The organism is Pseudomonas sp. J452 (genome assembly GCF_024666525.1).
Classification (GTDB): Bacteria; Pseudomonadota; Gammaproteobacteria; order Pseudomonadales; family Pseudomonadaceae; genus Aquipseudomonas.
In genome coordinates, this window is record NZ_CP088294.1 from 2851724 (window position 1) to 2877588 (window position 25865).

The window sequence follows — 25865 nt, forward strand, 5'->3', positions numbered from 1 at the left end:
AGCTGGCTCCTACAGGCGCTGCGTTATAAAGAAGCACTGAACGAAGGGCACAGCATGCGTTTACTGTTGGTCGAGGATGACAAGGCGCTGGGTGAGGGCCTGCGCCTGGGTTTGCGTCAGGAAGGCTACACGGTGGATTGGCTGCAGGACGGCGCCAGTGCGGTGCATGCTCTGCTCAGCGAGAGCTTCGACCTGCTGGTGCTCGACCTCGGCCTGCCGCGCCTGAGTGGTATCCAGGTGCTGCAGCAGCTGCGCAAGAGCGGTTCGGCGCTGCCGGTGCTAATCCTCACGGCGCGTGACGCCACCGAGGACCGCATCGCCGGGTTGGATGCTGGCGCCGACGACTACCTGATCAAACCCTTCGACCTCGATGAGCTCAAGGCCCGCTTGCGCGCCTTGCTGCGACGTAGTGCCGGGCGCGCGGAAGTGCGCATCGAGCATGCCGGGGTCTGTCTCGATCCGTCTTCGCAGCAGGTCACCTACCTGGGCAAGGCCGTGCCGATGACGCCCAAGGAATACCTGCTGCTGCATGAGCTGCTGTCGCAGCCGGGCAAGGTGCTGACCCGCGAACGCCTGGCCCAGTCGCTCTACGGATGGGACGAGGAAGCCGAGAGCAATACCCTGGAAGTGCATATCCATCACCTGCGCAAGAAGCTGTTCAACAATCTGATCCGCACTGTGCGCGGGGTCGGCTACCTGGTGGAAGAGCAGCCATGACCTCGATTCGCCGGCGCATCCTCGCCCTGGTGCTCAGCCTGCTGCTGCTGGGCACGGCGCTGATCTCGCTGTTCAACTACCTCGACAGTTCCCACGAGGTGGAGGAGGTTTACGACGCCCAGCTGGCCAATACCGCGCGCCTGTTACAAGGGGTGATGCACATGCCCTTGCCCAGTGCCGAGCGCAGTGAGCTGTATGCCGCCTTCAACTCGGCGCTCGGTCAGGCCGGGCAGCACAAGGCGGGGCATCCCTACGAGAGCAAGCTGGCCTTCCAGGTCTGGGGGGCGGCGGGTGAGGTGCTGGTGCGTACTGCCAGCGCCCCGCAGTTGAGCGAGCCGCCGCGCCAGGCCGGGTTTGCCGATATCGACCTGGGGCCGCACCAGTGGCGTGGCTTCCTGCTGATCGACGAGCAGCAGGGCGTGCGCATCTGGATCGGCGAGCGCGACGATGTGCGTCAGGAACTGGTGGCCAGCATCGTGCGCCACACCCTGCTACCCAATCTGATCGGCAGCCTGGTGCTGGCGGCGCTGATCTGGTGGGCGATTGGCTGGGGGCTACAGCCCCTGCGCAATATGGCCGCGGTGATTCGCGCGCGGCATGCCGACTCGCTGGAGCCGCTGCAGCTGCAACCCTTGTCCAGCGAGCTGGAGCCGATGCAGGCGGCGCTCAATCGCCTGCTGGCGCAGATCGACCAGGTGCTGGAGCGCGAGCGGCGCTTTATCGCCGATGCCGCTCACGAGATGCGCACGCCATTGGCCGTGCTGCGCGTGCATGTGCAGAACGCCATCCAGGCCAGCGATGAGGCGCAGCGCAACGAGTCGCTGGGCTTCCTGATCGGCGGTATCGACCGTGCCACCCGGGTGGTCAACCAGTTGCTGACCATGGCTCGGGTCGAACCGACGCTAGCCAAGGGCAACTGGCCGATCATCGACTTGCAGGCGCTGACCCGCGAAACCCTGGCCGAGTTGACGCCCTGGGTGCTCAAGCAGGGGCTGGAGCTGTCACTGGAAGTGGCCGAGGGCGACTATCACCTCGCGGCGGACGCAGGCTCCATCGGCATTGCCCTGCAGAACCTGCTGACCAACGCGGCGAATTTCTCGCCAGCCCATGGCCAGTTGAAAGTGCTGCTCAGCGCTGATGCCCAGACGCTGCGCTTGAGCGTCGAAGACCAGGGCCCGGGTATTGCTGCGCAAGAGCTGGAGCGGGTCTTCGAGCGCTTCTACAGCCGTGACAACAGCCAGGGCGCCGGCCTCGGTCTGGCCATCGTCGAGATGATCGCCTCGCGGCTGGGCGGGCGTATCCACCTGAGCAATCTGCCCCAGGGTGGTCTGCAAGCCAGTCTGGAACTGCCCCGTCACCCGCCGGCCTAGGCCAGGGTAGCGTTGCATGGCTTATCATGGCGCTTTCTCTTTCGGTGATTGCCCCATGACCACGCCCAACCTGCTGACCCAACTGCAACACGCCGACATGCTGCTGATTGATGGCCTGCATGCCTGGCAGTTCGAACTTGTCGACGAGGCCAGCGGCGAGCAAGTGCAGCTGCGTGTGGAGTGCATGGATGGCCGCGAGCGCCGCGTGTGGAGCTTCAGCGCCGCTGCCATCGCTGCTGCCAGCCAGGGCGCGGCAGGTGACAGCTGGCAGCTCGCGGCTGGCGAGGCGAGCCACGAGCTGATTATTCTTAGTGGCGTCACTGCCAGCAATGACGATGACGACGAGGCGGCCAACGACGACGCAGTCGTCGACTGACTCCGCAATGATCCAGTGCAAGCCTGTGTATGCGCCGGATGATCTATGGGGGCAGCCCGAGTTCCTCAAGAAAGAACTGGAGTGCCGCGGGCCGCCCAGTTCGCCGGTGTGTTTCGCCAGCCTTCAGTACGCGCCTGAATCGTTGCACAGCAGCTCGTCGTCTGCGGCCACGGCGTAGCAGAGCATGCGCTCGTCCTTGAATGGCAGCTGCAGCACATAGCCCGGCTTGCCGTTGACCAGCGTGCCCTGCTTGTCTTCCGTCAGGGTGATTGCCACCTGGTTGCCGTTGTCCCAGTCCCAGGTGCTGAAGAAGTACTGGTCGGTGGCCGCACAGGTGGTCACGGCGCACTTGTCCTGGCCTTTCAGCTCGCCGGCCTTGTAGTAGTAACAGGTGCCACTGCCTTCGCCACAGCCGGCTGTTGCATTGCCGGCCAGACCGAGGCTGAGCAGCAAGAGGAGATGTTTGCGCATGGGGCGATATCCTTATCGATGAGGGGCGTGATTATCCGGTTTCCGCAGCAACAGGCCGGATGCAGGCCAGTGCTGCGCAGACTGTAAAAGAAAACCGCCCCGAAGGGCGGTTTCTCTTGTTGCACTCGACGTTGGCTATCAGCTCGCCGGGCGCTCTTCCTTGGCCAGGCAGGCCGCGGCGGTGAACAGCACGTCGGTGGAGGAGTTCAGTGCGGTTTCCGCGCTGTCCTGCAGGATACCGATGATGAAACCGATGGCCACCACCTGCATGGCGGTCTCGCTGGGGATGCCGAACAGGCTGCAGGCCAGCGGAATCAGCAGCAGCGAACCACCGGCCACGCCCGAGGCGCCGCAGGCACAGACGGCAGCCACCACGCAGAGCAGGATGGCGGTCGGCATGTCGACGACGATGCCGAGCGTGTGCGCGGCGGCCAGGGTCAGCACGCTGATGGTGATGGCGGCACCGGCCATATTGATGGTGGCGCCCAGCGGGATGGACACCGCATAGGTGTCTTCATGCAGGCCCAGGCGTGCGGCCAGCTGCAGGTTGACCGGCACGTTGGCCGCCGAGCTGCGGGTAAAGAAGGCGGTGATGCCGCTTTCACGCAGGCAGGTGAAGACCAGCGGATAGGGGTTGCGGCGGATCTGGCTGAAGACGATCAGCGGGTTGACCACCAGCGCCACGAACAGCATGCAGCCGACCAGCACCGCCAGCAGGTGGACATAGCCGAGCAGGGCATTCAGGCCGGCATCGGCGAAGGTGGTGGCGACCAGGCCGAACACCCCGAGCGGGGCGAAGCGGATCACCACTTTGACGATCAGCGAAACGCCTTCGGCCAGGTCACCGAATACGGCGCGGGTGGTTTCGCTGCCGTGGCGAATGGCAATGCCCAGGCCGATGGCCCAGGCCAGGATGCCGATGAAGTTGCCTTTGAGCAGGGCATTGACCGGGTTGTCCACCGCGCTCATGGCCAGGGTCTTGAGCACTTCGGCGATGCCGCCGGGAGGTGTGCTGCCGCTGGCCACATCGCTGAGTATCAGAGTCGATGGCCACAGGCTGCTGGCGATCACCGCGACGATGGCGGCGGCCAGGGTGCCGATCAGGTACAGCAGCAGGATCGGGCGGATATGGGTCGGTTGGCCGGGCTTGTGGTTGGCAATCGCCGAGGCCACCAGGATGGACACCAGGATCGGCGCCACGGCTTTCAGGGCGGAGATGAACAGGCTGCCGAGGAAGCCGACTTCATCGGTGGCTTGCGGCCACAGCAGGGCCAGCAGGATGCCGGCAACCAGGCCGATGATGATCTGGCTGACCAGACTGGTGCGGGTCAGCAGTTGCAGGATGGGACGATGGATCATGGTCGATGTTCCTGAGGTTCGGCATGCCGCGTCGGTGGACGCCGTGCATGCGGGGCGACAGTCCAGCCAGGCAGGGGTGGTGACCCATGCTGGCTGGACGGTCGGATTCCGGGTGTCTGCCGGGTGGCGGCAGATGCAGAAAACAAGGCGGCGATTCTAAAGGCCTGCACGGTTTTGTGCGGGCCTTCCGTCAGGCCGCTGCGAGTGTGGCGGACAAATGAAAACGGCCCGTGAGGGCCGTTGCCATTCACCCTGCGAGCATCAACCGCCGAGGTAGGCGTCGCGCACTTTCGGGTCGACCAGCAGGTCGGCGCCGCTGCCCTGCATGACGATGCGACCGTTCTCCAGTACATAAGCACGGTCGGCCAGCCTGAGCGCCTGGTTGGCGTTCTGCTCGACCAGGAACACGGTCACGCCATCCCGGCGCAGCTGTTCGACGATGTCGAAGATCTGCTGAATGATGATCGGCGCCAGGCCCAGCGACGGCTCGTCGAGCAGCAGCAGCTTGGGCTTGCTCATCAGTGCACGGCCGATGGCAAGCATCTGCTGTTCGCCACCGGACATGGTGCCGGCGCGCTGGGCGAAGCGCTCCTGCAGGCGCGGGAATAGCTGCAGGACCTTGTCCATCTGCTCCTGGTTGTCGCCCTTGCTGCCGAAGAAACCGCCCATGGCCAGGTTTTCTTCCACGGTCAGGCGGGCGAACACGCGGCGGCCTTCCGGGACCACGGCGATGCTCTTGCGCATGATGTCGCAGGAGTCCTGGCCGACCAGTTCCTCGCCCATGAAGCGGATGCTGCCACTGGCCGCGCGCGGCGAACCGCACAGGGTCATCAGCAGGGTCGACTTGCCGGCACCGTTGGCGCCGATAAGAGTGACGATCTCGCCTTGCTGCACTTCGATGCTGACGTCGTGCAGGGCCTGGATCTTGCCGTAGAAGGTGGAGACGTTATGGAAACTGAGCATGCTTACGCTTCCCCCAGATAGGCTTTGATCACGTCCGGGTTGTTGCGGATTTGCTCCGGCGTGCCGTTGGCCAGGGGGGTGCCCTGGTTGATCACGTAGATGTGGTCGGAAATGCTCATGACCAGCTTCATGTCGTGCTCGATCAGCAGCACGGTGACATCGTGGTCATTGCGCAACATGCCGATCAACGCCTTGAGGTCTTCGGTCTCGCGCGGGTTGAGACCGGCCGCCGGCTCGTCGAGCATGAGGATGCGCGGGCGCGTCATCATGCAGCGGGCGATTTCCAGGCGACGCTGCTGGCCGTAGGCCAGGGTGCCGGCCGGACGGTTGGCGACGTCGGTCAGGTTGACCTGTTCCAGCCAGTGCGCGGCGTACTCCATCGCGGCTTTTTCGCTGCGGCGGAAGGCCGGGGTCTTGAGCAGGCCGGCGAGGAAGTTGGTGTTGAGGTGGCGGTGCTGGGCGACCAGCAGGTTCTCCACCGCGGTCATTTCCTTGAACAGGCGAACGTTCTGGAAAGTCCGCACCACGCCTTTGCGGGCGATCTTGTGGCCGGGCAGGTGCTGCACCGGCTCGTCGTCGAGCAGGATCACCCCGCCGGTGGGCTGATAGAAACCGGTCAGGCAGTTGAACACGGTGGTCTTGCCGGCACCATTGGGGCCGATCATCGACACCACTTGCTTGGGCTGAACGGAGAGGGCGACATTGTTGACGGCCAGCAGGCCGCCGAAGCGCATGGTCAGTCCGCTGACTTCAAGTATTGGCCGGCTCATGCTTTCAACTCCACGGGTTGGGGCTGCACGCTGAGGGCCACGCCGTTGACGGGCTGCAAGAGGCCGCCGAAGCGCATGGTCAGCCCGCTGACTTCAAGAATCGGGCGGCTCATGGTTTCAACTCCAGGTGCGGGCGTTGCATGGGCAGCAGGCCCTGCGGACGCCAGATCATCATCAGGACCATCAGGGCACCGAACATCAGCATGCGGTACTCGCTGAACTCGCGCATCAGCTCGGGCAGCAGGATCATCACCACCGCAGCGAGGATGATGCCGAGCTGCGAACCCATGCCGCCGAGCACGACGATGGCGAGGATGATCGCCGACTCGATGAAGGTGAACGACTCCGGCGTGACCAAACCCTGGCGCGCGGCGAAGAAGCTGCCGGCGAAACCGGCGAAGGCGGCACCGAGGGTGAAGGCCGAAAGTTTGATGATGGTCGGGTTCATGCCCAGGGCGCGGCAGGCGATCTCATCTTCGCGCAGGGCTTCCCAGGCGCGGCCGATCGGCATGCGCAGCAGGCGGTTGATCACGAACAGGGTCAGCAGCACCAGTAGCAGGGCGATCAGGTAGAGGAAGATCACCTTGTTGATGCCGTTGTAGGCGATGCCGAAATACTCGTGGAAGGTCTGCATGCCTTCGGCCGCGCGGCGCTCGAACGACAGGCCGAACAGGGTCGGCTTGTCGATGTTGCTGATGCCGTTGGGGCCGCCGGTCAGCTCGGTCATGTTGCGCAGCAGGATGCGGATGATCTCGCCGAAACCGAGGGTGACGATGGCCAGGTAGTCGCCGCGCAAACGCAGCACCGGGAAGCCGAGGATGAAGCCGAAGAACGCCGCCATCAGGCCGGCGATCGGCAGGCAGATCCAGAAGCCAAAACCGTAGTAATGCGATAGCAGCGCGTAGCTGTAGGCGCCGACGGCGTAGAAACCGACGTAACCCAGGTCGAGCAGGCCGGCCAGGCCGACCACGATGTTCAGGCCGAGGCCGAGCATCACGTAGATCAGGATCAGCGTGGCGATGTCCACCGCGCCGCGGCTGCCGAAGAACGGCCAGGCCAGGCCGACGACGATCAGGCCGAGGATGATCCAGCGCTGGGTCGAGGGCAGGGTCAGGAAGTTGCTCGCACTGGCCGGTACGCTCGGCAGGCTGGGCACCTGGGCCCAGGCGCTGGACAGGCGATCACGGAACAGCTGCCAGGCAAACATGGCGATGGCGCAACCGGCGATGGTCCAGAGGATGGCCGGGCTGGCGCCATGCACTTCCAGCTGGATGCCGACCGTGGTCAGCTTCAGACCGAGCACCGGGTAGGCCACGGCCAGCACCAGCAGGGCGCTGAAGAAGGCGGTCTTGAGGTTCTTGGTCATCATACTTTTTCAACCTCCGGACGGCCCAGAATGCCGGTCGGCCGGAACAACAGGACCAGGACCAGCAGGCCGAAGGCCACCACGTCCTTGTATTGATCGCCAAAGATGTCGGCACCGAAGGCTTCGGCCACACCGAGCACCAGGCCACCGAGCATGGCGCCGGGGATGCTGCCGATGCCGCCGAGTACCGCGGCGGTGAAGGCCTTGATCCCGGCGAGGAAGCCCAGGTTGGGGTTGATCACCCCGTATTGCATGCCCAGCAGCACCGCGGCCACGGCCGCCAGGCTGGCACCGATGACAAAGGTCAGGGCGATGATGTTGTTGGTGTTGATGCCCAGCAGGTTGGCCATCTTGATGTCTTCCGCACAGGCGCGGCAGGCACGGCCGAGACGCGAGCGGGAGATGAACAGGGTCAGGCCGTACATCACGGCAAAGGTGACGATGAAGATCACCACCTGCATGTAAGAGATGGTCACGCTGTGCATGGCACTCTCACCGAACACGAAGTTCCCCGGAATCAGGTTGGGGATGGCTTTGTCCTTGGAGTCCTGGGCGAGAAGTACCTCGTTCTGCAGGAAGATCGACATGCCGATGGCGGAGATCAGCGGGATCAGGCGATTGCTGCCGCGCAGGGGGCGGTAGGCGACCCGTTCGATACTGTAGCCATAGGCACTGGCGACGATGATGCTGGCGGCAAACGCCGCAACCATCAGTAGGGGCAGGCTGTCCAACCCCATGAAAGTAAGGCCGGCGATGACGATGAAGGCCACGTACGAGCCAATCATGTACACCTCGCCGTGGGCGAAGTTGATCATGCCGATGATGCCGTAGACCATGGTGTAGCCAATGGCGATCAAGGCATAGGTACTGCCAACGGTGAGGCCGTTGATCAGCTGCTGCAGGTAGTGATAAAGATCAGGCATTGCCTAGCTCCTGGGTCGCTACGCAAGGCGGCGCTTGTGGCGCAGCGTAAGACCGGGATTCTTCGAATAAACAAAGCCCACTGCGTTTGCAGTGGGCTCTGGGTTCAGGCGGGAAGCCTTCTCTTTATTTAAGAGGGGCTTCGGTTTTGGTGCCGTCCTGGTGCCACTCGTAAACCACGAAGCTGAAGTCCTTCAGATCGCCTTTCTCGTCAAAGCCGAGGGTTCCGGTGGGGGTTTCGAAGCTGTTGGCGCGCAGTGCGGCAGCAACCTTGGCGGTGTCGGTGTCGCCAGCCTTCTTGATGCCTTCGGCAATTACTTGCACGGCGGCGTAGGCCGGGAAGACGAACGGGCCGCTCGGGTCCTGGTTCTTGGCCTTGAAGCCTTCTACCAACGCCTGGTTCTTCGGATCCTGGTCGAACGACTTCGGCAGGGTCACCAGCATGCCTTCGGAAGCCGGGCCAGCGATGGCGGAGATTTCCTTGTTACCCACGCCTTCCGGACCCATGAACTTGACGTTCAGGCCTTTCTCTTTGGTCTGACGCAGCAGCAGACCCAGTTCCGGGTGGTAGCCGCCGTAGTAGACGAAGTCGACACCGGCTTGCTTGAGCTTGGCGATCAGCGCGGAGAAGTCCTTGTCGCCGGCGTTGATGCCTTCGAACAGGGCGACTTTGGTGCCTTTGCCTTCCAGGGTCTGCTTGACCGCGGTGGCGATGCCTTCACCGTACTGCTGCTTGTCGTGGATTACGGCAACGGTTTTCGGCTTGACGTGGTCGGCAATGAAGTTGCCGGCAGTCGGGCCTTGCAGGCTGTCCAGGCCGATGGTGCGGAACACCAACTGGTAGCCGCGAGCGGTGATGTCCGGGCTGGTGGAGGCCGCGGTAATCATCAGAATGCCTTCGTCTTCGTAAATGTCGGACGCCGGCTGAGTGGAGCTGGAGCAGAGGTGGCCAACCACGAATTTGACTTCGTCGTTGACGATCTTGTTGGCTACGGCAACGGCTTGTTTCGGGTCGCAGGCATCGTCGTACTTGACGCCTTCGAGCATCGCGCCGTTCACCCCGCCGGCCTTGTTGATCTGCTCGATGGCCATTTCGGCACCGATGAACTGCATCTCGCCGTACTGGGCAACAGCACCGGTAACCGGGCCTGCCAGAGCGATTTTGATGGTGTCAGCGGCCATCGAATAGCTGGTCATGCCAGCCAGAGCCATGGCGGCGAACAGCTTGGATACTTGCTTGCTAGCCTTATTCATAGTGCTCCACTCTTTATTGGTGTTTTTCGTTGTTGTAATCCATGCGGCCAGAGCTGCAGGACCGGTTCAGTTTCCCCGGCCACACCCCCGGCAACTGTACCGGGACAGTGTAGAACTCCGTTTCCTGCCTTGAAAAGCGGGCAGTCCGGAGCGAAGAGGGGGTGTGTCGCTAAATTGAAACAAACGTACAGAATAACGGCGCAACTTTTGCTGACTGGCCAGTCGTTGGCGAAGGGCGGATCGCGCAACTGACTTGCCTGTCGGGCGTCCGACGCTATCATGCGCGCCGCACCCTCAACCAGCTGCTTGTAAACAGGCCAGTCATGACAGAACAACCTAGCACCCTCTATGCCAAGCTGCTTGGCGAAACCGCCCCGATCACCTGGCAGGAGCTGCAACCTTTCTTTGCCCGCGGTGCCTTGCTCTGGGTCGCTGGCGCGCTGGATCTGGTGGAGGTGGCGCTGGCCGTTGCCGAAGACGATCAGGCCAAGGTAGCGGGCTGGTTGCAGGCAGGGCTGGTGGCCAAGGTCGAGGAGGCGCGTGCCGAAGACCTGTTGGCCCGTGATCCCCAGCTCTGGGCCGTGGTGGTGGCGCCCTGGGTGCTGATTCAGGAACGTGCAGAAGCGCCCACGGTGCACTGAAACCGGGTGGCCAGAGTTGGGTCAAGGCTCGCGAGCTTTGCGTGGCAGCGGCTTGAGCCGTGAAAGAGCTTTCGCCACCGACGTTTTAGCGCAGATAAATCCGCCACAGGTCGATGAAAACCGTCGTTTCTAACTATTGGAGCCCTGCATGCCCGTATCCCCGCCCGTTTTGGCCTTCGCCGGTATTGGCCTGATGGGGCTGCCCATGAGCCGGCGCCTGCTGGCGGCGGGTTATCCGTTGCGGCTGTGGAACCGTTCGGCGGAAAAGCTGCAGGACTTGTTGGCGCAGGGCGCGCAGGCGGCGGCTGCGCCGGCTCAGCTGTGCGCCGAGGCTGAGATTGTCATGCTCTGCCTGGCCGACACTGCGGCGGTGCGCGAGGTGGTGTTCGGCCCCGGCGGCATCGTCGAAGGCGCGCGCCCTGGCCAGCTGCTGGTCGACTTCTCTAGCCTTGAGCCTGCCGCCACGCGTGCAATGGCGACCGAGCTGGAGCAGCGCACTGGCATGCGCTGGGTCGATGCGCCGGTGTCTGGCGGTACGCCTGGCGCAGAAGCCGGCAGCCTGGCGATCATGGCGGGTGGGCGGGTCGAGGATATCGAGCGGATCCGTCCGATCCTTGCCCATCTTGGCCAGCGTCTGACGCGCATGGGCGAGGTTGGCGCCGGGCAGGTGACCAAGGTCTGCAATCAGATGATCGTCGCCTGCAATGCCCTGGTGATCGCCGAGGTGGTGGCTCTGGCCGAGCAGGCCGGAGTCGATGCTCGTCTGCTGGCTCCGGCACTGGCCGGCGGCTTTGCCGATTCCAGGCCGCTGCAGATCCTGGCGCCACAGATGGCAGACAGCCAGTTCGAGCCGATCAAGTGGCATGTGCGCACCCTGCTCAAGGATCTCGATACGGCCAGCAAACTGTCCCGCGAGCAGGGCAGTGCTACGCCCATGAGCGGCCTGGCGGCCCAGTTGATGCGCTTGCATGGTAGTCAGGGACATCTTGAGCATGATCCCGCCACGCTGGTGCAGCTCTATCGCGAGACGGATGCATGAAGATCGCGGCCAATCTGTCCATGCTGTTCGCTGAACTGCCGCTGCTCGAACGTGTTCAGGCAGCCGCAGCGGTTGGGTTCGATGGCGTGGAAATCCAGTTTCCTTATGAAGTGCCGGCCATTCGTCTCAAGGAAGCGCTGGAGCGTGCCGGTCTGCCGCTGGTGCTGATCAACCTGCCAGCCGCTGACCTGATGACTGGCGGCCCGGGGCTGGCGGCAGTGCCTGCACGCCAGGCCGAATTTGCTGCGGCGCTGCAGGAAGCATTGACCTATGCCGCCATGGTCCAGCCGAGTTGTGTCAACGTACTGCCCGGGCGACTGGCCGAGGGTGTGATGCGCGAAGAAGCCCTGGCAGTCCTGGTGGCCAATCTGCGCAAGGCTGCCGAGGCTTTTCAGTGCCTGGGCATTCGCGTGCTGTGCGAAGCGATCAATCCACTCGATATGCCGGGCTTTCTGATCAACACCCCCGAACATCTGGATGAATTGCTGCGAGCAGTCGATCACCCCAACTGCCTGGCTCAGTTCGACCTCTACCACATGGCTCGGCAGGGGCTGGATATCGAAGCAGGCATGGGTTTGCTGGCGGGGCGCATCGGTCATGTGCAGTTCGCCGACTGTCCAGGCAGAGGAGAACCGGGGAGTGGCGAGCTGGATTTCCTACCCTTGATCGGGGTATTGCAGGCCCAGGGATATGGCGACTGGTTGGGCGCCGAGTACAAGGGAGGTAGACTGCGGGTCGGGTCGTTCGCCTGGCTCAGATTATGGCAGGACATCCTTAGGTATGATTGCGCAGATGGTGTATGAGTCAGCTGCCGGCTGACGCATGAAGTACTGTGGGTAAGTTAGGGTGTTGGGATTTTTGTCTATCAGGATGGAATAGCGTGTGATCAAGCCTACTGTATTGCGTGAACGCTTGTTGGGGCTGCGTCGCCGTCATAAACGTTTGTTGCAGGTTGCTGCCGATGTGGTGCTCGTCTGGTTGGCACTCTGGTTGGCATTTGTTGTTCGGCTTGGCTTCGATAACTCCATCAATGTTTTCAGCAAATATGGTTGGCTGTTTATTGTTGCGCCCTTGATCGCTATCCCCTTGTTTATCCGCTTGGGTATGTACCGTGCGGTACTGCGCTATTTGGGTAATGATGCGCTGTTGACCATTGCCAAGGCGGTTTCGGTTTCTGCGTTGCTTCTGGCCTTGGTTGTTTACTGGTACCGGGATGCGCCTGCCGTTGTTCCGCGTTCTCTGGTATTCAATTACTGGTGGCTGAGCCTGACCCTGATTGGCGGGTTACGTTTGGTCATGCGCCATTACTTTATGGGTGACTGGTACGGTATCGGTCGCAGTGCCACGCCTTCACAGAGTGACGGCAGAGCCCCGAAAGTAGCCATTTATGGCGCTGGCACTGCAGGAAATCAGCTGGTTGCTGCGCTGCGCATGGGGCGATCGATGAACCCCGTAGCTTTCATCGACGATGACAAGGGTATCGTCAGCCAAGTCATCGCCGGGCTCAAAGTATATAAGCCTGCCAGCATTACCCAACTGATTGAAGATACCGGCGTGCAGGAGATTTTGTTGGCCATGCCGTCGGTGTCGCGCATGCGTCGCCGGGAAATTCTCGAGTACCTGGAGCAGTTCCCTCTGCATGTGCGCAGTGTGCCTGACTTCACGGATCTGGCCAGCGGCCGAGTGCAGGTTGATGCGCTCCAGGAAGTCGATATTGCCGATGTGCTGGGGCGTGATGCCGTGCCCCCCCATGACGGGCCTGTTCGAGCGCTGCATCCGTGGGCAGGTTGTTCTGGTGACGGGCGCCGGCGGTTCTATTGGGGCCGAGCTATGCCGGCAGATCATCAGCGTGGAGCCAGCGGCCCTGATCCTGTTCGATCACGCCGAGTACAATCTGTATGCCATTCACGGCGAGCTGGAAGCGCGCATTGCGAGAGAGGCGCTGTCGATTCAACTGATCCCGATTCTGGGCTCAATCGGCAGTGCTTCCCGCTTGCTGGATGTCATGCGCTGCTGGAAGGTCAATACGCTCTACCATGCCGCGGCCTATAAGCATGTTCCGATTGTTGAGCACAACATCGCCGAGGGTGTGTTCAACAATGTGCTGGGCACCGTCAATGCTGCGCAAGCCGCGGTCAGGGCTGGAGTGGAACACTTCGTGCTGATCTCCACCGATAAGGCGGTTCGTCCGACCAATGTCATGGGCAGCACCAAACGCCTGGCCGAAATGGTGCTGCAGGCGCTCAGCCGCGAGACCGCTCCGGTGCTCCTGGACGACAAGGATGGCGTGCGGCAGATCAACAAGACGCGCTTTACCATGGTCCGTTTCGGTAACGTGCTGGGCTCTTCGGGCTCGGTTATTCCGCGCTTTCGCGAGCAGATTCGTTGCGGTGGCCCGGTGACGGTGACGCATCCGAATATCACCCGTTACTTTATGACCATCCCCGAAGCTGCCCAGCTGGTTATCCAGGCCGGCGCCATGGGGCAGGGCGGTGATGTGTTCGTGCTGAACATGGGGCAGCCGGTGAGGATCGTCGATCTGGCCGTCAAGATGATTCATCTGTCCGGCCTGACCGTACGCAATGAAAAAAATACCCACGGCGATATTGTCATCGAGTACAGCGGCCTGCGCCCGGGCGAAAAGCTCTATGAAGAGTTGTTGATCGGTGACAATGTGCGGCCCACAGAGCACCCGATGATTCTCTCTGCCAGCGAAGAGCATCTGGACTGGGACAGCCTCAAGCAGCGCCTGAGCGAGTTGCTGGCCGCTGTAGATGCGGGGGATTACGCCAAGGTGCGCCAACTGCTGCGGCAAACGGTCAATGGCTATACGCCGAGTGATGACATCGTCGATCTGATGTATCTGCAGCAGCAGGGGCCTGGCCACGCTAATTGACGCCAATCGACACGCATAACGAAAAGGGTCTGCAATTGCAGGCCCTTTTCGTTGGTGCGGGGTCGTTAGCTGTTCAGTCCTCGCCGCTGTAGTCATTGAGCGAGATGACTCGCGTCTTGCCGACACGGTGGCGGTAGATCTCGCGCAGGTACTTGATGGCTTTCTTCACGCTCTCGCGCGACAGGCGGATGTCGTTGATCGAGACGAACTTGTCCTTGTCGTTGATCAGCTCGCGGTACTTCTTCTCGTACATCGGCTTGATCGCGTACCAGTTGGTATCGAGGATCTTCGCTGGGTTCTCGTACTCGTTAAGCATGGCCTCGATGCGCTCTTCGTCGAACTCCTCGGAGACGATAAAGTCGAGCATGGAGTTGTCCAGGCTGTCGTCGTAGCGGTACTGGTCGCGGGCGAAGCAGCGTTTGATGAAGGCTACGATCAGAGTCAGGAAGTCGTCTGACAGGCACGGGCTCTTGACGATCAGGGTGGTCAGCGACAGGTTGGCCGAGGCGCCGATCACCAGGGCGTAGCGCTTCAAGGTGGTGTTGGGGAACAGGCTGTTGAGGTGGCTCTTCAGGCGGTTGAGGTCCATGTAGGACAGCTTGTAGTCCTTCGGCAGGGAGACGATGGATACCACCGAGGAGCAGTTCTTGAAGAAGTGCAGGTCGCTCAGGGCGCTGGCGTCGAAATTGGACTTCTTGTATTGCTCCAGCGCCGCACGGTAGCGCTTGGATTCGATCGGCAGCAGGCTGATGCCTTCGATGGCCTGGGTCGCCTTGTTGAAGTGCGGCAGGTCGATGGAGCGGAAGAACAGGTCGTCGATATTGAGCTTGGGCTGTTCCTTCTCGAATACCTTGAATTTGTCGGTGGTGGTCGGCGCTGCCTGTTCGGCCACTACCGATTCGGCATAGGCCACGGCCACCGGGCCGGCCAAGCTCATGAACAGGTCGTTGGCATCCAGACGGATGGTTTCGCCGATGTCGATGCCGGCACGGCGGAAGTAGTTCTGGTCGTAGTCGGTGGTCACCGCCTGGGCGGTGAGGATGTTGAAGATCTGCTGCGAGATGTACTGGTTGGCGTGGCGCTCCATGGCGTTCACGTCGATGTTCTGGATATTGCCGCCGTCGCTTTCCTCGGCGTAACGCATGATGTCGTTGGAGATCAGCATCATCGCGTTCCACGGGCGGATGCGGCGCATCACGCTTTCTTCGCCGGTTTCCTCGTTGTCGAAGTTGTAGGAGAAGTCCCACTCCTCGGCGAGGTACTTGCACAGCAGGCGGCCGGCGTTGATGTGCAGGGCTTCGGACATCTCGATGCGCTGGTCGGAGATGTTCGGCAGGATGCAGATACCGCTGGTGAAGATCGGTTCGAAAACGAAGGAGTGGTCGCGGTTTTCGTCGCTACCTTCTTCGGCCTTGGTCTCGAAGGTCTTGCTCATGTAGGCAAATTGCTGGGCCAAACCGAACTCCGAGGCCATGCCCGAGCCGGTGCCGCCGCCAGCACTGAAGATGTAGAAGTACAGGCGCGACTGGTTGGCTTTGATCCCGCAGGAGTCGATCAGGTAGCTGTGGATGAATTTCCAGTCGGCATTGCTGAAGCGCTGGGTGTCCTTGTTGAGGATGATCTTGGCCAGGTACTGGCCGAGGATCGGTGCGTTACCGGCGCCACCGGCATGCACCTCGGACAGGTCCATGATCTTCATCTTGCTGTAGTCGCTGAGGAAGCCGCTTTTCTCGGTCTTGCGCGAGAAGCGGATGCGCCCTTCGATGTCCTTGTCCAGATCGCCGAGCATCACCAGTGGCTCGATGAGGAACACCGGCTTGGCTGCACGACTGGGCGCCAGGCGCAGGTTGCTGCGGATCCAGCTGGTCGGGCGCTGTTCGTTGGCCGGTTTTTCCTGGCTGCTGAATTCGTTGAGGTAGAACTTGCGCGCGTTGTACACCAGGGAGGCGACGTCCAACGCAATGTTGGAGCCGCAGCGGCCAAGACCAATCAGGCATACGGAAGGGAAATGCTGGCTGGAGCGCACGTCACTGCCATCGTCGCCCAGTACCTTGGGGAATACCCGCTCACGCAGGCCGTCGAGATTTTCCAGAATGCGGTCGATGTCGCGCTCGGTGAAGTACATGTACTGCTCACCATTGCCGGCCGGGCTGATTCGCACGCGGGGCGCTAATAGGCTTTCAGTAACTTCAGCAATCTCGGCGACCACTGGGCGCGCTTCGGAAACGGTGGAATCTGCGTCTTTTGTTGTTTTCATCATCGACATTCCGTGGATGTGTGCGGCGTATCAGGGATTCGAATTTAGCTTGATACATTCTTGTTGCATGGATAAGCACTATATACAGCGAATTTGCATTGTTCGAGGTAGATGCCGGATTGCTGGCGGCTTTTTATTGACCTTCTGTTTATGCCTCCACCCGATTACGGCCCAGTTGTTTGGCTCTGTAGAGTGCGGCATCGGCATTGCGTACCAAGTCGCGCAGTAACTCTCCGGACGCCAGTTGGGCAATGCCGAAACTGGCGCTGATGGGCTGCTGTTCCAGCAATGTTGCTCGGGCTACCAGTTCGCGCAGCTTCTCCGCCAATTGCTCGGCTTGCTGCTTGTCTGTATGGGGCATGAGGATGAGGAATTCCTCACCACCCCAGCGGCACAGGCTGTCAGATTCACGCAGGTGCCCGCTGACCAGTTGGGCCAGGCGGCACAGCACCTGATCGCCCACCTCGTGGCCATGCTGGTCGTTGATGTCCTTGAAATGGTCGAGGTCGAAGAATACCAGCGACAGGGGGTAGCCATAACGCTCGGCGCGGCTCACCTCCTGGTGGGCCACTTCCTCGAACTTCAGGCGATTCCACAGGCCGGTCAGGCGATCGGTATTGGCCAGGCGTTCCAGCGTGCAGTTGCTGGTGAGCAATTGCTCTTCGGTATTCTGCCGGCGGTTCACTTCGCGTTGCAGGGCGCGTGACAGCGCGGCGAAGCGCAAGGCAATGGCGCCGACCAGCACGATGACCAGCAGGGCGAGCATGCCGCCCAGGTAGACCATGCGGTAATCCTGCTCGACCTGTTCGCTGTAGAGAAACCCCTGCAGGTCGACCGGCCCTGGCGCCATGCCCAGTTGTACATAGCTGTTGGCGATGTACTCCCAGCGCCCGGGGTTCATGTGCCCGAGCTGCACCAGTTCCGGCATGATCAGTTTGTGCAGGGCCTCGGCCTCGAAGCGCAGGTGCTCCAGGGTTTTGTCGGGCGCATAGCGTTGCTGGATCAGGCGAATGGTTTCTTCCCGGTGTTCCAGGGCGTACTGCCAGCCTTTGAGGCTGGCCTCGACGAAGGCGGCGACCTGGGCGGGTTTGTCTTCCAGCAATTGCTCGCGGGTATACAGCACATCGTTGTAGAAGTTGACGCCATACTCGCGCGGGTTGATCAGGCGGTAGTCGGCGCCATGCTGGCTGAGCCAGTAGGGTTCGTTGGAGATATAGCCATCGTAGGCGTCGGTTTTACCGTCGATCAGGTCCTGCGGGTTGAAGCTGGTGGGCTGGATGGTCAACTGGTCGATGTTGATGCCTTCACGGCGCAGGGTGATCAGCAGCTCGGCGCTTTCTGGCGCAGGCATCAGCATCAGGCGCTTGCCGGCCAGGTCCATCGGCGTGCGGATGCCGGAGTCGGCGCGCACGATCCATACGATTGGCGAGGTCTGCATGATCGCCGCCAGCGCCACCACTGGCCTGCCGGCCATGCGTTCGATGACCATGCCACTGTTGCTGATGGCGAAGTCGCTGTCGCCTGCCAGCAAGGCATCCACCGGTTTGAGCGCGCTGGGGCCGCCCTCGAGGATTTCCACGTCCAGCCCGGCGTCGCGGTAATAACCCTTTTCCAGGGCCATGTAGTAACCGGCGAACTGGAACTGGTGCAGCCAGCGCAGTTGCAGGCGCAATTTGTCGGCGGCCAGGGCCGTGCCCGCAGGCAGTGAACAGAGGGCGAGCAAAGCCAGCAGGCATAGGCATATAGCCCTCTGGCTGGCATGGCGGCGCGAGATGAGTGGCTGGCTGGACGGCACGGGATACTCAGGGTGTGGCACTTTGCTTTCACTGTAGCGGTTTCTGGCGCTTTCTGGATATCCGCAGATTGCCTGATCAGAGCCTTGGGTGAATGTGCTGAGGTGATTTCTACTTGTCTGTCCGGTCAGTATTTTCCTGTGCAGGCTTGCCCGGCGCGCAGCCTGCGGGGTAGGGTGGCGGGCCCGGTCCAGGTGGCCGTTCTGCGTGTGGATGTGTTGTGAAATCTGCTTCTCGGGCCTTGCTGATGCTGGCTCTGTTGCTGGCGGCGATCAATTTGCGCCCCGGCATCACTTCCCTTGCTCCCTTGATCGAGCGAATTGCCAGTGAGCTCGCGCTGAGCCGTGGCCTGATCAGTCTGACTACGGCCTTGCCCGTGTTGTGCATGGGCCTGCTGGCTCTGCTGGCGCCCCGCTGTGCGGTACGTTTTGGCCTGGAGCGCACGATTACCGGCTGCCTGTTGCTGATCGGCCTGGCCCTGCTGCTGCGCCTGGGCAGTCATGCTAGTGCTTTGCTGATCGGCAGTGCCGTGCTGCTGGGCTGTGCCATCGCCGTGGCCGGGCCGCTGCTGTCGGCCTTTATCAAACGTCATTTCGTCGGCCATATCGGCCGGGTGGTCGGCTGGTATTCGTTTGGCATGGCGATTGGCGGGGCGGCCGGGGCGGTGCTGACCATTCCGCTGACCCGCGCGCTGGGGGATAACTGGAGCTTCGGCTTGGCTGGCTGGGCGTTGCCCGCATTGATCGCTGCGGCGCTGTGGGCGTGCTTGCCGAACAGCAAGGAAATTCCCAGTGAGAACGATGGCCAGGGTTTGCCCTGGCGTGAGCCGCGGGCCTGGCTGGTGACCGGTTTCTTCGCCATTCAGGCGGGCATGTTCTACACGCTGGCCACCTGGCTGGTAGCGCGTTACCACGAAGCCGGCTTCAGCCTGCTGTACAGCAACGGTTTGTTTGGCAGCTTCATGCTGGTCGGCTTGCCCAGCGCCTGGCTGCTGCCCTGGCTGGCCCAGCGCTTCGATATCCGCCAGCCGCTGCTGGTGTTCTGTGGTCTGACGATGACCCTGTGCCTGGGCATGATCAGCGTTGTCCCGCAATGGCTGCCGGAAGTCTGGGCGCTGCTCATGGGCCTGGCTCTGAGTGGCTCTTTCGCCCTGTCGCTGGTGCTGCCGTTGTACGAGGTGCATACGCCGCTGGCGGTTAGCCGCTGGACGGCGATGATGCTCTGCGCCGGTTATTGCATGGCCTGCCTGGCGCCCATCCTGGCCGGCCTGGCACGCGACCTGGCGGGTAACTATCAGGTACCGTTCATGGTGCTGGCTGGCCTGGGTGTGCTGATGACGCTGATTGCCTGGTGCCTGCGCACGCCCAATCGGTAGAGTTAGAGCCTGCTTTGGGTCTTTTGAGCTAGAGCCAGGCAAGGCGCAACGACCACCGGGAGTAACAGCCGTAGGCTGGCCCGAAGGGTGAGCGCCAGCGAATCAATTGGCCGAGGAAGCGCAGTTTACAAGCTGTAAATGAGCATTCCGAGGCTGTTTTTAACGCGGTATGGTCGACAGTCAGGAGATCGAAAACAGGTTCTTAGGCAGTGGTTCCTTTGCAGAGGCAAAGCCCTGTGATAGAAGGCAGCCTGCATTTTCTGGAGTACCCGCGTGGAGCCTGAATCCATCGTCTACGGCTGCATCCGCGACTGGCCATCGGGCGAGCGTGAACAGCGTGTGTTGCGCCGCAGCACCAATCACCGCGTGCTCGATCAATTGCCGCAGGGCGAAGGCTGGTCGTTTCTCGGTCGCGAGATGTTTTCCTTCTGTGCCCGTGAAGATGAGGGGCTGTACCAGACCCAGGTGATCCACTTCGGTGCCAGTTACCGCGCGGTGGAGTACGAATGGACGCTCTGGGTGCAGGAGTTTGAGGCTCTGCTCAAACGCCTGTACTGGGCCAGTGCGGTGGTGCACCTGGAGACCGAACTGAACGGCGTACATACCTTTCGCTGGGAATCCGAGAGCGGTTTCCATAGCCCGCAGGAAGGCGATCTGCGCATGCGCTGCGTGTGGGAACGCGAAGGCAGCCTGCGTGGTTGAGTGCTTGCAGGCCGGCGCTATCTACCGGCACAACCGCTGAAGGGATGTTCGGATGCTCAACTACCTGTGGTTCTTTCTCGCTGCACTCTTCGAGATCGCTGGTTGCTATGCCTTCTGGATGTGGCTGCGGCTGGGCAAGAGTGCCTGGTGGGTGATTCCCGGCCTGCTCAGCCTGAGCCTGTTCGCCCTGCTGTTGACCCGTGTCGAGGCGGCCTACGCGGGGCGCGCCTATGCCGCCTATGGTGGGGTCTATATCGTCGCTTCGCTGCTCTGGCTGGCGGCCGTCGAACGTACTCGGCCGATGCTCAGCGACTGGCTGGGGGCGGCTATCTGCCTGCTCGGTGCCACGATCATTCTGCTCGGGCCGCGGCTGGGCTGGCGTTAAGCGCCGCCCTGGCGCTCAGAGCCTGGTCTCAGTCCTGATCCTGCAGCCACTCGCGCGGCACTTCCTCTTTCAACAACAACTGGCATTGCTGGCTTTCCGGATCGAAAACGATCAGCGCCTGGCCCTTGAGCAGTGCCTTGCGTGCCCGCTCGACGCGGGTGGCCAGCGGGGTTTCGTCACCGTTGTCGGTACCGTCGCGGCTGACGAAATCCTCCAGCAGGCGGGTGAGGGTATCGGCTTCGAGCATCTGGTAGGGGATCAGCATGGCGGGTCCTTTTGGCGGGCGGCCATCTTAGAGCATGTGGCGCCGTTGCAGGGCTAGCGCTGCGTGCCAGATCCGCACCGATCTAGTCGTTACTCACTGACTGAGCGAGCAGGTAGCGATCCAGGGTGGCATAGAGCAGCTGGCAATCCAGCGGTTTGCCGAGGAAGTCATTCATGCCGGCTTGGGCGCCATGTTCGCGGTGTTCGTCGAGGATATGTGCAGTCAGGGCGATGATTGGCACTGCTGGCAGGCGCTTGTTGTGCTCCAGCTTGCGGATCTGCCGGGTGGCTTCGAAACCGTCCATTTCCGGCATCTCGCAGTCCATCAGGATCAGCTGGATCGAGGCCGGATCGCGGTTGTACTCGGCAACGGCGGCCAGGCCGGTGGTGACCAGGCGCACGCAGTAGCCGCGCTTCTTCAGAAAACCCTGCACTACCAATTGGTTCACCGCATTGTCTTCGGCGACCAGGATGCACGGGGTGGCGCTGCCATCGCTGCGCAGTTCGCTCACCGCGGCGCGTGGCTCGACCCGGCGCTCGCTGTAGAGCTCCTGCAGGGCTTCGCGCAGGCTGGTGATGGCCACCGGCAATGCCAGGTTGAGCAGGCGCAAGCCGCGGGTATCGGGGATTGGCTGGCTGTGCTGGGGCGGATGCAGCAACAGCACCCGCTGGCCGCGTTCCAGCAGTGGGCTGAGACTGTCCAGCCAATGGCCGATGCTGCCCGGCCAGGGCGCCATCAACACCAGCAGCGGCGGGTTGCTGAAGTCTTCCAGGCAGTCGCGCAGGCGCTCCGGGTCCTGGCAGCGCTCGGTACGCATGCCCCAGCGGCCGAGCAGGTGGCTGAGGGCGTCCAGGCCCAGGCTATCCAGCGAGCAGAGCAGGGCGGTACGGCTGTTGAGCAGCTGGGCCAGTTCATCCGCCTCGGCGCGAGCGGCTTGCAGCGGGATGTCGAAGGCAAAGCGCGAACCCTGGCCCTGACTGCTCTGTACTTCGATATGGCCGCCCATCATCTCCACCAGCTCCTTGCTGATGGCCAGGCCCAGACCGCTGCCGCCGTAACGGCGGGTGGTGCTGGAGTCGCCCTGGGAGAAGGATTTGAACAGCTGACTGAGCGTTTCGCTGTGCATGCCAATACCGCTGTCGCGGATGGCGAAGAGCAGATGTTCGCGGCCCTGGCTGTCACTGCGTTTGCCCACCTGCAGGGTGACATGGCCTTCCTGGGTGAATTTCAGGGCATTGCTCAGCAGGTTCATCAGCACCTGCTTGAGGCGGGTCGGGTCGCCCTTGATCTGCCGCGGCACACCGCCTTCCAGGCTGACGTACAGGCGCAGGCGTTTTTCCAGGGCCTGGCCGGTGAACAGGCTGAGGGTGTCGGACACCAGCTGCTCCAGGTCGAATTCGATTTCTTCCAGGCTGAGCTTGCCGGACTCGATGCGTGCATAGTCTAGGATGTCGTTGATCACCGCCATCAGCGAGCTGCCGGAACTGCTGATGGTGTCCACATAGAAGCGCTGGTTGCGATCCAGCGGGGTGTCACGCAGCAGCTGCAGCATGCCCAATACGCCATTCAGCGGGGTGCGGATCTCGTGGCTCATCTTGGCCAGGAAACGGCTCTTGGCCTGGTTCTCGAAGGCCGCCTGCTCGGCGGCCTGGCGCGAGCGGAAGCCTTCCTCCTTGAGCAGGTTGATGCGATCGGCCAGGCCGATGGACAGGGTCAGCAGCTCGACCGTGACCCCCATCTTGACCACCGCCGAGCCGTAGATGCCGAAAATCTCGACACCCAGCGAGCCGCTGGTGACCAGCATGAAGGCCACCAGCAGCACGCTCCAGGCCAGCACATAGTAGGAGCCGTGGCGGATGCCCTGGCGCCAGACGTAGATGCCGGTCAGCAACAGCAGCAGCGAGACCACCAGTACCGTCAGGCTGGCCAGGATGTTCCAGGCCTGCAGGCCGATCAGCGGCACCGACAGCAGGCAGCCGAAGATCGCCAGCATCAGCAGGCGCAGGCTGCGGTCCAGGCGCGGGAAGTGCTGGCGAGTGTGCAGAAAGTGGCGACTGAACTGGGTGGCCGTCAGGCAGTGGAGGAACATCAGGATATAGATGCTCACTGACTGCAGGGCCACGTGCTCGGGCAGCAGCTTGAACAGCATGCCGTCGAAGCAGGCGGCGAACAGGCCGACGTTGATGTTGTAGAGCAGGTACCAGAAGTAGGCGCGTTCGCGCAGCGAGATGAACAGGAACAGGTTGTAGATGAACATGGCGAACAGCACGCCATAGAAGGCGCCGTTGATGCCCATCAGGTTTTCCTGGGCCGCCGCGCTGGCACCGTAGGTGCTGAAGAACAGCGGCACGAACACCGTACTGGTGGTTTCCACGCGCAGCAGCAGCTCGTTGCTGCCGTGCGGCAGTTGCAGCGGAAACCAGAAATGGCGGACTTGCACCGGGCGCTGCACGAAGGCGAAGCGGTCGCCGCCCCGCTGGGCCTGCAATTGGCCACCGGCGCCGGCCAGGTAAACGTCGATCTGGTCGAGCAGGGCGTAGTTGACTTCCAGGTAGCCGTTCAGCGGCTGCGGGCGGCTGTTGACCAGGCGCACCTTGAACCACCACACCGAATCATTCTTGCCCAGGTTGGCGTGATCGCCGCTGACGCCGGTAAAGGCGCTGTCTGGCAGTTGCTGGACCTGTTCGGCGCTGAGGTTGCCAGCCCGGTCCTCGTAGTAGCCCATGTAGGGCGCTAGCGACAGGCGCAGTTCGTCTTGATCCAGGGGGGGCGGGGGAAAGCGCCCAGAGTGGAAAGCTGAGGCACAGCAGGAGGAAACCAAGACAGCAGCGAGGCATCCGCAAACCTCATTATTTTTATACGCCTGTCACCGCACTTTGCCCGGATGTGGGCGGGGCTTCAAGCGCAGCTCTCACTCCTCTGCTGCACGCCTGTACCGTGGGCTGGCTCAGGCCTGGCCACAGGCGCGGTTTGCGGGCACGGCGATGTCCATCAGTTTTGGGTTGGGCAGTTTCAGGCTAGCCATCAGTTGCGCATAGGCGTCGGCATCGGCGACTTGCAGGCGCGGGTTGTGCGCGGCTTCCTCGGCAATGCTGGAACGGGTCCAGCCGCGATAGTCGTGGCCCGGCCAGACCACGGTGTCGCCGGGCAGGGCCAGCAGGCGCTGCAGGCTGGCCCATTGGCTGCGCGCGTCGCCGTTCTGGAAGTCGGTACGGCCACTGCCACGGATCAGCAGGGTATCGCCGCTGAACAGTTGGGCCGCTTCGTTTTCGGCTGCGGGCAGCAGGAAACAGTAGGAATCATCGGTATGCCCAGGCGTATGCCAGGCGATCAACTGGCGCTGGCCGAAGGTCAGGGCCTGGCCGTCGGTGAAGGTGAAGCTGGCGCACTGGCTGCCGCTCTGCGTGCCGAAGCCGCTACGGCAGCCGGTGGCGCTGCGCAGCTCGCCAAGGGCGGTTATATGGTCTGCGTGGGTGTGGGTGTCGAGCGCCAGCACCAGCTTGAGGTCCAGCTCGCGCAGCAGGCGCAGGTAGTCGTCCAGTTTGTCCTTCACCGGGTCGATCAAGACGGCTTCGCCCTGGTCGGCCAGCAGATAGCTGTAGGTCGAGCTGGCGCTGTCGAACAATTGGCGTAGCAACATGTCAGGCTCCTCCAAAGAGTTTCTGCGCGGCCAGCGACAGGCTGACCACGACGAGCATCAGGGCGAACAGGCGCTGCAGCAGTTGCCCGCCGAGGCGCAGGGCCCAGTAGTTGCCGGCCAGCACGCCGAGCGCTCCGCCGCCGGCCAGGCCGAGTAACAGGAGTGGCGAGGGATTGGCCTCGCTCAGGTAGAGCAGGAAGCCACCGCCGGAAACGATGGCGATCAAGGCCATCGAGGTGGCGGTGGCCGCCAGCATCGACAACGGGGTGAACCAGAGCAACGCCGGCACCACCAGGAAACCGCCGCCGACCCCCATCAGCCCCGACAGCAGGCCGACGCCCAGGCCGATGCCCAGCAGTGGCAGGTTGCGGGTGCGCTCCTGGTTGCTGCGCGGCAGCTTGGCACCGCGCCACATGCGCCAGGCCGACCACAACACCAGCAGGCAGAAGGCGATGATCAGCAGGCTTTCCGCGATGAACTGCCCCAGCCATTGGCCCAGGGCATTGCCCGGTAAACCGCAGAGGCTCAGCAGAAGCACCGGGCGCCAGGCCACCAGGCCCTGGAAGGCGCGGGGGATGGCGCCGACCAGGGCGGTCAGCGCCACGGCGCCGAGGCTCACGCCGATCGCGTCGCGCAGCGGCAGATGCAGGCTGAGCAGCAGGGGCAGGGCCACCAGCGAGCCGCCGGCACCGGTCAGGCCCAGCAGCAGGCCGAGGATCGCACCGACCCCGAGCGCTTCGAGGAGCAGCAGATCCATCAGCGATTCCAGGGCATGCGGGCCAGCAGCAGAGCCATGGCGCAGGTGTTGCTGAGGCCGGCAAAGGTCAGCCCGGCGCCGACGAATGCCGCCAGGCCGTACCAGCCCGGATGTAGCCAGGTGCCGAGCGCGCAACCGAGCAGCACCAGGCTGCCGGCGCTGATCTGCACCTGCTGCTGCAGGCTGATCACGCCACTGGCACCCTGATTGGTAGCCATGCCACAGGCCACGCAGGCCTCGGTGCCGCCGTCGATCACCTGCACGCCGGGGAGCAGATGTTGCAGCTGCTCGGCGGCGCGTTGTGCCCGTTGTCCGCGCTGGCAGAGCAGGAACAGTTCATCGCCGGCGCGCAGACCTTCGCGCTTGAGCTGAGCAACCAGTTGCTCGGGTTGCAACTGGTCCAGCGGTACGTTGCGGGCGCCGGCAACATGCTGAGCGCGGAATTCGGCCGGGCTGCGCACGTCGATGAGGAAACGCACCTGGCCCTGGTGCTGGGCAGCCGCGAAGCGTGGGGCGTCGATCAGGCAGATTGGCTGGTTCATTGGGTA

The 25865-nt window shown here is 62.6% G+C and carries 22 protein-coding genes and 2 pseudogenes; 10 read left to right on the forward strand and 14 right to left on the reverse strand.

The features are described from left to right. The first annotated feature begins 54 nt into the window (after nucleotides 1–54). From LRS11_RS12875 to LRS11_RS12885, 3 genes are read left to right on the forward strand one after another with little or no spacing between them, the layout of a single operon-like run. The gene (locus LRS11_RS12875; protein ID WP_260493383.1) at nucleotides 55–717 is read left to right on the forward strand and encodes a response regulator; all 663 of its coding nucleotides are present in this window, start codon (nucleotides 55–57) and stop codon (nucleotides 715–717) included. Further along, nucleotides 714–2087 carry an ATP-binding protein gene (locus LRS11_RS12880; RefSeq protein ID WP_260493384.1) on the forward strand — a complete coding sequence of 458 codons (1374 nt, stop codon included), beginning with the start codon at nucleotides 714–716 and terminating at the stop codon, nucleotides 2085–2087. Before LRS11_RS12875 ends, LRS11_RS12880 begins: the two co-directional genes overlap by 4 nt. 55 nt (nucleotides 2088–2142) lie before the next feature. After that, the gene (locus tag LRS11_RS12885) at nucleotides 2143–2463 is read left to right on the forward strand and encodes a DUF5629 family protein (protein ID WP_260493385.1); all 321 of its coding nucleotides are present in this window, start codon (nucleotides 2143–2145) and stop codon (nucleotides 2461–2463) included. A gap of 123 nt (nucleotides 2464–2586) precedes the next feature. Here LRS11_RS12885 and LRS11_RS12890 read toward each other — a convergent pair whose 3' ends face one another. The 7 genes from LRS11_RS12890 to LRS11_RS12925 form a co-directional block, all read right to left on the reverse strand. Continuing rightward, a complete protein-coding gene (locus tag LRS11_RS12890) occupies nucleotides 2587–2934 on the reverse strand; it encodes a hypothetical protein (protein WP_260493386.1) in 348 nt (115 codons plus the stop codon). Between the two features lie 138 nt (nucleotides 2935–3072). Beyond that, entirely contained in the window at nucleotides 3073–4293 is a 1221-nt protein-coding gene (sstT, locus tag LRS11_RS12895; RefSeq protein WP_260493387.1) for a serine/threonine transporter SstT, read from the reverse strand. 261 nt (nucleotides 4294–4554) lie between these two features. Then, a complete protein-coding gene (locus LRS11_RS12900; RefSeq protein ID WP_260493388.1) occupies nucleotides 4555–5256 on the reverse strand; it encodes an ABC transporter ATP-binding protein in 702 nt (233 codons plus the stop codon). Nucleotides 5257–5258: 2 nt separating this feature from the next. Then, nucleotides 5259–6026: a high-affinity branched-chain amino acid ABC transporter ATP-binding protein LivG gene (gene livG / locus LRS11_RS12905; protein ID WP_260493389.1), complete on the reverse strand. Its 768-nt coding sequence runs from the start codon at nucleotides 6024–6026 to the stop codon at nucleotides 5259–5261. A gap of 109 nt (nucleotides 6027–6135) precedes the next feature. Next, nucleotides 6136–7392 carry a high-affinity branched-chain amino acid ABC transporter permease LivM gene (locus LRS11_RS12915; protein WP_260496912.1) on the reverse strand — a complete coding sequence of 419 codons (1257 nt, stop codon included), beginning with the start codon at nucleotides 7390–7392 and terminating at the stop codon, nucleotides 6136–6138. Next, the gene (gene livH / locus LRS11_RS12920; protein WP_260493390.1) at nucleotides 7392–8315 is read right to left on the reverse strand and encodes a high-affinity branched-chain amino acid ABC transporter permease LivH; all 924 of its coding nucleotides are present in this window, start codon (nucleotides 8313–8315) and stop codon (nucleotides 7392–7394) included. Before livH ends, LRS11_RS12915 begins: the two co-directional genes overlap by 1 nt. 124 nt (nucleotides 8316–8439) lie before the next feature. Further along, nucleotides 8440–9567, reverse strand: coding sequence for a branched-chain amino acid ABC transporter substrate-binding protein (locus LRS11_RS12925; protein ID WP_260493391.1), 1128 nt, complete (start codon nucleotides 9565–9567; stop codon nucleotides 8440–8442). Between the two features lie 323 nt (nucleotides 9568–9890). Here LRS11_RS12925 and LRS11_RS12930 point away from each other — a divergent pair, with 323 nt between their 5' ends. From LRS11_RS12930 to LRS11_RS12945, 4 genes and pseudogenes are all read left to right on the forward strand, one after another. Continuing rightward, nucleotides 9891–10208, forward strand: coding sequence for a DUF2288 domain-containing protein (locus tag LRS11_RS12930; protein WP_260493392.1), 318 nt, complete (start codon nucleotides 9891–9893; stop codon nucleotides 10206–10208). Between the two features lie 148 nt (nucleotides 10209–10356). Next, the gene (locus LRS11_RS12935) at nucleotides 10357–11247 is read left to right on the forward strand and encodes an NAD(P)-dependent oxidoreductase (protein WP_260493393.1); all 891 of its coding nucleotides are present in this window, start codon (nucleotides 10357–10359) and stop codon (nucleotides 11245–11247) included. Then, nucleotides 11244–12050: a hydroxypyruvate isomerase family protein gene (locus LRS11_RS12940; protein ID WP_260493394.1), complete on the forward strand. Its 807-nt coding sequence runs from the start codon at nucleotides 11244–11246 to the stop codon at nucleotides 12048–12050. Before LRS11_RS12935 ends, LRS11_RS12940 begins: the two co-directional genes overlap by 4 nt. Nucleotides 12051–12147: 97 nt before the next feature. Then, a pseudogene (locus LRS11_RS12945) lies at nucleotides 12148–14143 on the forward strand (polysaccharide biosynthesis protein). 73 nt (nucleotides 14144–14216) lie between these two features. On the opposite strand, the gene LRS11_RS12950 reads toward LRS11_RS12945, so the two are convergent. Further along, entirely contained in the window at nucleotides 14217–16268 is a 2052-nt protein-coding gene (locus tag LRS11_RS12950) for a hypothetical protein (protein ID WP_260496913.1), read from the reverse strand. Between the two features lie 280 nt (nucleotides 16269–16548). Further along, nucleotides 16549–18072, reverse strand: coding sequence for a GGDEF domain-containing protein (locus tag LRS11_RS12955; protein WP_260493395.1), 1524 nt, complete (start codon nucleotides 18070–18072; stop codon nucleotides 16549–16551). A 368-nt stretch (nucleotides 18073–18440) separates the two neighbouring features. Between LRS11_RS12955 and LRS11_RS12960 the strand changes: the two genes are divergently transcribed. The 3 genes from LRS11_RS12960 (at nucleotide 18441) to LRS11_RS12970 (ending at nucleotide 20655) form a co-directional block, all read left to right on the forward strand. Beyond that, entirely contained in the window at nucleotides 18441–19568 is a 1128-nt protein-coding gene (locus tag LRS11_RS12960) for a CynX/NimT family MFS transporter (RefSeq protein ID WP_260493396.1), read from the forward strand. A gap of 273 nt (nucleotides 19569–19841) precedes the next feature. After that, nucleotides 19842–20270: a hypothetical protein gene (locus LRS11_RS12965; RefSeq protein WP_260493397.1), complete on the forward strand. Its 429-nt coding sequence runs from the start codon at nucleotides 19842–19844 to the stop codon at nucleotides 20268–20270. A gap of 52 nt (nucleotides 20271–20322) precedes the next feature. Beyond that, complete coding sequence (locus tag LRS11_RS12970; protein WP_260493398.1) at nucleotides 20323–20655, forward strand: YnfA family protein; 333 nt, start codon at nucleotides 20323–20325, stop codon at nucleotides 20653–20655. Between the two features lie 28 nt (nucleotides 20656–20683). Here LRS11_RS12970 and LRS11_RS12975 read toward each other — a convergent pair whose 3' ends face one another. The 5 genes and pseudogenes from LRS11_RS12975 to LRS11_RS12995 all read right to left on the reverse strand — a co-directional run bounded on the left by LRS11_RS12975 (nucleotide 20684) and on the right by LRS11_RS12995 (nucleotide 25859). Further along, nucleotides 20684–20920: a YheU family protein gene (locus LRS11_RS12975; RefSeq protein ID WP_260493399.1), complete on the reverse strand. Its 237-nt coding sequence runs from the start codon at nucleotides 20918–20920 to the stop codon at nucleotides 20684–20686. A gap of 82 nt (nucleotides 20921–21002) precedes the next feature. Continuing rightward, nucleotides 21003–23757, reverse strand: a pseudogene (locus tag LRS11_RS12980) (7TM diverse intracellular signaling domain-containing protein). Nucleotides 23758–23867: 110 nt separating this feature from the next. Beyond that, nucleotides 23868–24560 (reverse strand): MBL fold metallo-hydrolase, encoded by a 693-nt coding sequence (locus LRS11_RS12985; RefSeq protein ID WP_260493400.1) that lies wholly within the window; start codon nucleotides 24558–24560, stop codon nucleotides 23868–23870. A gap of 1 nt (nucleotide 24561) precedes the next feature. Next, nucleotides 24562–25317, reverse strand: a complete 756-nt coding sequence (locus LRS11_RS12990; RefSeq protein ID WP_260493401.1) for a sulfite exporter TauE/SafE family protein — start codon at nucleotides 25315–25317, stop codon at nucleotides 24562–24564. Further along, complete coding sequence (locus LRS11_RS12995) at nucleotides 25317–25859, reverse strand: rhodanese-like domain-containing protein (protein ID WP_260493402.1); 543 nt, start codon at nucleotides 25857–25859, stop codon at nucleotides 25317–25319. The genes LRS11_RS12990 and LRS11_RS12995 overlap by 1 nt, the downstream gene beginning before the upstream one ends. Between the last annotated feature and the right edge of the window lie 6 nt (nucleotides 25860–25865).

Coding starts and splice junctions, on each gene's coding strand:
- LRS11_RS12880 (WP_260493384.1), top strand. CDS start 714: ATGACCTCGATTCGCCGGCGCATCCTCGCCCTGGTGCTCAGCCTGCTG.
- LRS11_RS12925 (WP_260493391.1), bottom strand. CDS start 9,567: ATGAATAAGGCTAGCAAGCAAGTATCCAAGCTGTTCGCCGCCATGGCT.
- livG (WP_260493389.1), bottom strand. CDS start 6,026: ATGAGCCGGCCAATACTTGAAGTCAGCGGACTGACCATGCGCTTCGGC.
- LRS11_RS12970 (WP_260493398.1), top strand. CDS start 20,323: ATGCTCAACTACCTGTGGTTCTTTCTCGCTGCACTCTTCGAGATCGCT.
- LRS11_RS12915 (WP_260496912.1), bottom strand. CDS start 7,392: ATGACCAAGAACCTCAAGACCGCCTTCTTCAGCGCCCTGCTGGTGCTG.
- LRS11_RS12990 (WP_260493401.1), bottom strand. CDS start 25,317: ATGGATCTGCTGCTCCTCGAAGCGCTCGGGGTCGGTGCGATCCTCGGC.
- LRS11_RS12900 (WP_260493388.1), bottom strand. CDS start 5,256: ATGCTCAGTTTCCATAACGTCTCCACCTTCTACGGCAAGATCCAGGCC.
- LRS11_RS12875 (WP_260493383.1), top strand. CDS start 55: ATGCGTTTACTGTTGGTCGAGGATGACAAGGCGCTGGGTGAGGGCCTG.
- LRS11_RS12960 (WP_260493396.1), top strand. CDS start 18,441: ATGCTGGCTCTGTTGCTGGCGGCGATCAATTTGCGCCCCGGCATCACT.
- LRS11_RS12935 (WP_260493393.1), top strand. CDS start 10,357: ATGCCCGTATCCCCGCCCGTTTTGGCCTTCGCCGGTATTGGCCTGATG.
- LRS11_RS12985 (WP_260493400.1), bottom strand. CDS start 24,560: ATGTTGCTACGCCAATTGTTCGACAGCGCCAGCTCGACCTACAGCTAT.
- LRS11_RS12890 (WP_260493386.1), bottom strand. CDS start 2,934: ATGCGCAAACATCTCCTCTTGCTGCTCAGCCTCGGTCTGGCCGGCAAT.
- LRS11_RS12995 (WP_260493402.1), bottom strand. CDS start 25,859: ATGAACCAGCCAATCTGCCTGATCGACGCCCCACGCTTCGCGGCTGCC.
- LRS11_RS12975 (WP_260493399.1), bottom strand. CDS start 20,920: ATGCTGATCCCCTACCAGATGCTCGAAGCCGATACCCTCACCCGCCTG.
- LRS11_RS12940 (WP_260493394.1), top strand. CDS start 11,244: ATGAAGATCGCGGCCAATCTGTCCATGCTGTTCGCTGAACTGCCGCTG.
- sstT (WP_260493387.1), bottom strand. CDS start 4,293: ATGATCCATCGTCCCATCCTGCAACTGCTGACCCGCACCAGTCTGGTC.
- LRS11_RS12885 (WP_260493385.1), top strand. CDS start 2,143: ATGACCACGCCCAACCTGCTGACCCAACTGCAACACGCCGACATGCTG.
- livH (WP_260493390.1), bottom strand. CDS start 8,315: ATGCCTGATCTTTATCACTACCTGCAGCAGCTGATCAACGGCCTCACC.
- LRS11_RS12950 (WP_260496913.1), bottom strand. CDS start 16,268: ATGTACTTCACCGAGCGCGACATCGACCGCATTCTGGAAAATCTCGAC.
- LRS11_RS12930 (WP_260493392.1), top strand. CDS start 9,891: ATGACAGAACAACCTAGCACCCTCTATGCCAAGCTGCTTGGCGAAACC.